The 4,734-nt window shown below is 39.1% G+C and carries 7 protein-coding genes; 4 read left to right on the top strand and 3 right to left on the bottom strand.

Annotated features, from left to right (window positions below; translation table 11 throughout):
• Positions 1–299: 299 nt before the first annotated feature.
• Genes BXU11_RS17945 through BXU11_RS17235 form a run of 3 tightly spaced genes read right to left on the bottom strand, consistent with a single transcriptional unit; the run spans position 300 to position 2,146 of the window.
• Entirely contained in the window at positions 300–467 is a 168-nt protein-coding gene (locus BXU11_RS17945; RefSeq protein ID WP_189318566.1) for a hypothetical protein, read from the bottom strand.
• Positions 439–1,779, bottom strand: coding sequence for an O-antigen ligase (locus tag BXU11_RS17240; protein WP_078211256.1), 1,341 nt, complete (start codon positions 1,777–1,779; stop codon positions 439–441). Before BXU11_RS17240 ends, BXU11_RS17945 begins: the two co-directional genes overlap by 29 nt.
• A 1-nt stretch (position 1,780) precedes the next feature.
• Entirely contained in the window at positions 1,781–2,146 is a 366-nt protein-coding gene (locus BXU11_RS17235) for a glycosyltransferase family 4 protein (protein WP_255373965.1), read from the bottom strand.
• Between BXU11_RS17235 and BXU11_RS17230 the strand changes: the two genes are divergently transcribed.
• From BXU11_RS17230 to BXU11_RS17780, 4 genes are all read left to right on the top strand, one after another.
• Complete coding sequence (locus BXU11_RS17230) at positions 2,146–2,451, top strand: glycosyltransferase (protein ID WP_078213392.1); 306 nt, start codon at positions 2,146–2,148, stop codon at positions 2,449–2,451. The genes BXU11_RS17235 and BXU11_RS17230 overlap by 1 nt on opposite strands.
• A 1-nt stretch (position 2,452) precedes the next feature.
• A complete protein-coding gene (locus BXU11_RS17225) occupies positions 2,453–3,793 on the top strand; it encodes an O-antigen ligase (protein ID WP_078211256.1) in 1,341 nt (446 codons plus the stop codon).
• Entirely contained in the window at positions 3,765–3,965 is a 201-nt protein-coding gene (locus BXU11_RS17785) for a hypothetical protein (protein ID WP_139363548.1), read from the top strand. Before BXU11_RS17225 ends, BXU11_RS17785 begins: the two co-directional genes overlap by 29 nt.
• A 332-nt stretch (positions 3,966–4,297) precedes the next feature.
• A complete protein-coding gene (locus tag BXU11_RS17780; RefSeq protein WP_255373964.1) occupies positions 4,298–4,696 on the top strand; it encodes a glycosyltransferase in 399 nt (132 codons plus the stop codon).
• The last annotated feature ends 38 nt before the right edge of the window (positions 4,697–4,734 follow it).

Below are 4,734 nucleotides of genomic sequence, written 5' to 3'. Positions count from 1 at the left end.
TTTTTAAAAGAATACGAATCCATTGCTATTGCATTAGGTATTGACACTAATTTAGGGCAATTCATTTTTTTGAAACGCCTGCCTTAAATACTCCGAAGGGCAAACATTGCAATACGCTTGATGAAATAAAAGTTTACAATATCTAGGATGTGTTACCCATCGTTGGGGTAAATTGCCGCCGTGTAAAATTGGAATATAATTGATGCTTCTGATCTTACAAATACGACTGATCCAAAAGCATACCAAAAAATTAGTAGTACTGTAGGTGTCTATAAGAACGCAATCTGGTTTTTTAGTAGTTAAAGTTTTGAATAGCATACGAAAAAACGCAAGATTTTATTGCTTTGAGAAGAAGCATAACTTACCTGATAGCCTTCCTTTTCGAGTAATGGGCCAAGAACATCAATTCCAGTAGGATTATTGCCTTTTTGGGCCAATTTATTCCCGATGTACAACAGGTGCTTCACGATAAACTTTTAAAAGGGATAAGGCATAAACAAAAGCTGGAGCAGCCAAACGCATCGCAGCATGATTGACGGTCAACAGCCAAAAAACAAAAAAAGAAAGGGCTAACACATTCTGCCGATCTACGGAAAACAAATAAAGTGGAGTCAAAAATAATATAAGCAAGCAAATTACCCCCAAGCTACCGTGTTCAGCCAACATTCGGGTCAGTTCATTGTGAGTGGCTAAATCTATACCCGTTTGCGATTGCCGCAGTTCTTTATTTTTTCCAACGCCAACCCCTAAAATAGGATGATCGAAGAACATTTGTAACTCAGATTCCATCAAAACTTCCCTTCCAGAAAGTTGGCTTTTTTTCTCCCGACCCGCAGCATCTTGATTGGCATATCGTTTATCCAACAACCCGCTCGTTTTTACAGAGCTATAACTCCAAACCGCCAAAGTCGCCACAAAAGAGAACACTATAATTGCTGCAATTTTAGGTTTCGTTTGAAAATTGGCTTGAAAATACAAGATCGCTAACAGCACTAAAATCATGGCCACTCCAGTATAAACTCCTCCACGAGAAAAAGTAACCAAACCTCTAAAAGCAAAAACCAATACCAATCCACCATTGATCAATTGCAATAAACCGTTGGATGAATTTAAAAGCAATTGCACAAAAAAGATAAAAATACCCAACCCTAAAATGGTTGATACTTGGTTGGGACCAAATCCTCCAGAAGTTTCAAAGTTAGACTGTGTTCCTGTCACCACATCTTGAATATTCGGCGTATAAAAATACAAATACGTCACTAAGATGAGTAACGGCAAAGAAAAAGCGGTAACTACTCCCAACAAACGTTGAAAAGTAAGTGTACGTTTAAAACAATAAATGGCAGAAATACCCAAACAAATTGGGCCTGAAATATTAAAAACAATAGCTTTCTTTACATCCGATGTCAAGTCCAAAATCATGGTAGACAACACCATACTGGGCACCAAAAAAAATAAAAAGAGCCAATAGAGCAAGGCTCCTCTCGAAAATCCAGAAAAAAGCATCCCTAGCAACAAAAAAAGCATCACCAAATATTTTCCATATTCATTGACAAAAGCACCACCTGTCATCCGTAAGATAATTTCTGCACTAATAGCATAAGCCGCCATTAACAAGGCCTCGTTGTTCCGGTTTTTACTTTGAACAATATAGTAGATGCCAAAAACAAGAATAGCAATGCCGTATACTTTACTCAATAGTGGGACAGCAAAGAGTATCATCCCTAAAAAAGCATGTAAAGCCAATAAAAACAAATATTTTTTTTCTTCTTCCTTCATTTTATAGTGTGACTAACCAGTTCAAATAGCGGGCAACAATAGCGTTTGCCCCAAACTGCTCCTGAACCGTGGCGTAAAAAGCGACTCCCATTTCTTTTCGCAAGGTCTCATTTTCAATTAAGAGCGTTAATGCATCGGCAAAAGCAGCAGCATCGTTATTAGGCACCAACAAACCATTGGTTGCGTGCTGAATCATATCGGGCAAAGCACCAACGGCAGTAACCACAACAGGTAATTGATGCATCCCATACTCTAACACTGATAACGGCAAGCCCTCAGAAACCGAGGTTAAAATTCCTATAGTCGCTTGTTGCAAAATTGCTGCGGTATCGGTTCTAGACCCGTACAAAAATACCTGATTTTGCAATGCAACTAGGAATTTTAACCTCGGTTTCTGAGGGCTTGCCGTTATCAGTGTTAGAGTATGGGATGCATCAATTACCTGTTGTGGTTACTGCCGTTGGTGCTTTGCCCGATATGATTCAGCACGCAACCAATGGTTTGTTGGTGCCTAATAACGATGCTGCTGCTTTTGCCGATGCATTAACGCTCTTAATTGAAAATGAGACCTTGCGAAAAGAAATGGGAGTCGCTTTTTACGCCACGGTTCAGGAGCAGTTTGGGGCAAACGCTATTGTTGCCCGCTATTTGAACTGGTTAGTCACACTATAAAATGAAGGAAGAAGAAAAAAAATATTTGTTTTTATTGGCTTTACATGCTTTTTTAGGGATGATACTCTTTGCTGTCCCACTATTGAGTAAAGTATACGGCATTGCTATTCTTGTTTTTGGCATCTACTATATTGTTCAAAGTAAAAACCGGAACAACGAGGCCTTGTTAATGGCGGCTTATGCTATTAGTGCAGAAATTATCTTACGGATGACAGGTGGTGCTTTTGTCAATGAATATGGAAAATATTTGGTGATGCTTTTTTTGTTGCTAGGGATGCTTTTTTCTGGATTTTCGAGAGGAGCCTTGCTCTATTGGCTCTTTTTATTTTTTTTGGTGCCCAGTATGGTGTTGTCTACCATGATTTTGGACTTGACATCGGATGTAAAGAAAGCTATTGTTTTTAATATTTCAGGCCCAATTTGTTTGGGTATTTCTGCCATTTATTGTTTTAAACGTACACTTACTTTTCAACGTTTGTTGGGAGTAGTTACCGCTTTTTCTTTGCCGTTACTCATCTTAGTGACGTATTTGTATTTTTATACGCCGAATATTCAAGATGTGGTGACAGGAACACAGTCTAACTTTGAAACTTCTGGAGGATTTGGTCCCAACCAAGTATCAACCATTTTAGGGTTGGGTATTTTTATCTTTTTTGTGCAATTGCTTTTAAATTCATCCAACGGTTTATTGCAATTGATCAATGGTGGATTGGTATTGGTTTTTGCTTTTAGAGGTTTGGTTACTTTTTCTCGTGGAGGAGTTTATACTGGAGTGGCCATGATTTTAGTGCTGTTAGCGATCTTGTATTTTCAAGCCAATTTTCAAACGAAACCTAAAATTGCAGCAATTATAGTGTTCTCTTTTGTGGCGACTTTGGCGGTTTGGAGTTATAGCTCTGTAAAAACGAGCGGGTTGTTGGATAAACGATATGCCAATCAAGATGCTGCGGGTCGGGAGAAAAAAAGCCAACTTTCTGGAAGGGAAGTTTTGATGGAATCTGAGTTACAAATGTTCTTCGATCATCCTATTTTAGGGGTTGGCGTTGGAAAAAATAAAGAACTGCGGCAATCGCAAACGGGTATAGATTTAGCCACTCACAATGAACTGACCCGAATGTTGGCTGAACACGGTAGCTTGGGGGTAATTTGCTTGCTTATATTATTTTTGACTCCACTTTATTTGTTTTCCGTAGATCGGCAGAATGTGTTAGCCCTTTCTTTTTTTGTTTTTTGGCTGTTGACCGTCAATCATGCTGCGATGCGTTTGGCTGCTCCAGCTTTTGTTTATGCCTTATCCCTTTTAAAAGTTTATCGTGAAGCACCTGTTGTACATCGGGAATAAATTGGCCCAAAAAGGCAATAATCCTACTGGAATTGATGTTCTTGGCCCATTACTCGAAAAGGAAGGCTATCAGGTAAGTTATGCTTCTTCTCAAAGCAATAAAATCTTGCGTTTTTTTCGTAATGCTATTCAAAACTTTAAACTACTAAAAAACCAGATTGCGTTCTTATAGACACCTACAGTACTACTAATTTTTGGTATGCCTTTTGGATCAGTCGTATTTGTAAGATCAGAAGCATCAATTATATTCCAATTTTACACGGCGGCAATTTACCCCAACGATGGGTAACACATCCTAGATATTGTAAACTTTTATTTCATCAAGCGTATTGCAATGTTTGCCCTTCGGAGTATTTAAGGCAGGCGTTTCAAAAAATGAATTGCCCTAAATTAGTGTCAATACCTAATGCAATAGCAATGGATTCGTATTCTTTTAAAAAACGGAAGGCGCTTCGACCTAAGATATTGTGGGTTCGCGCTTTTGCGGAGCTATATAATCCGCTAATGGCTATAGCAGTACTAGCTGATTTGGCCAAAAACTATCCTGAAGCCGAATTGTGCATGGTTGGGCCTGATAAAGAAGGAAGTCTTGAACCAGTGAAAAATCTAGCCGCATCGTTAGGGTTGACCGTTACTTTTTTTAGTCAGTTACCCAAGTCAGCGTGGGTAGCCCTTTCTGAAGACTATGATTTTTTTATCAATACGACCCATTTTGACAATATGCCTGTTAGCGTCATCGAAGCGATGAGTTTAGGGCTAGGCGTAGTTTCTACTAATGTAGGTGGTATGCCTTTTTTGATCCATGATCAGGAAGATGGGCTTTTAGTGCAGGATAATGATGCGTTGGCCATGAGCGAGGCGCTTCAGTTGTTACTTAAAACGCTTCTTTGTTCGGAGAGATGACCGAAAAGGCAAGACGTAAAGTGACTTTGTTTCATTGG

This window comes from Flavobacterium sp. LM5, assembly GCF_002017945.1.
Taxonomy (GTDB): Bacteria; Bacteroidota; Bacteroidia; order Flavobacteriales; family Flavobacteriaceae; genus Flavobacterium; species Flavobacterium succinicans.
The sequence above is the reverse complement of the archived record's forward strand: the minus strand, read 5'-3'. Positions and strand labels throughout refer to the sequence as shown.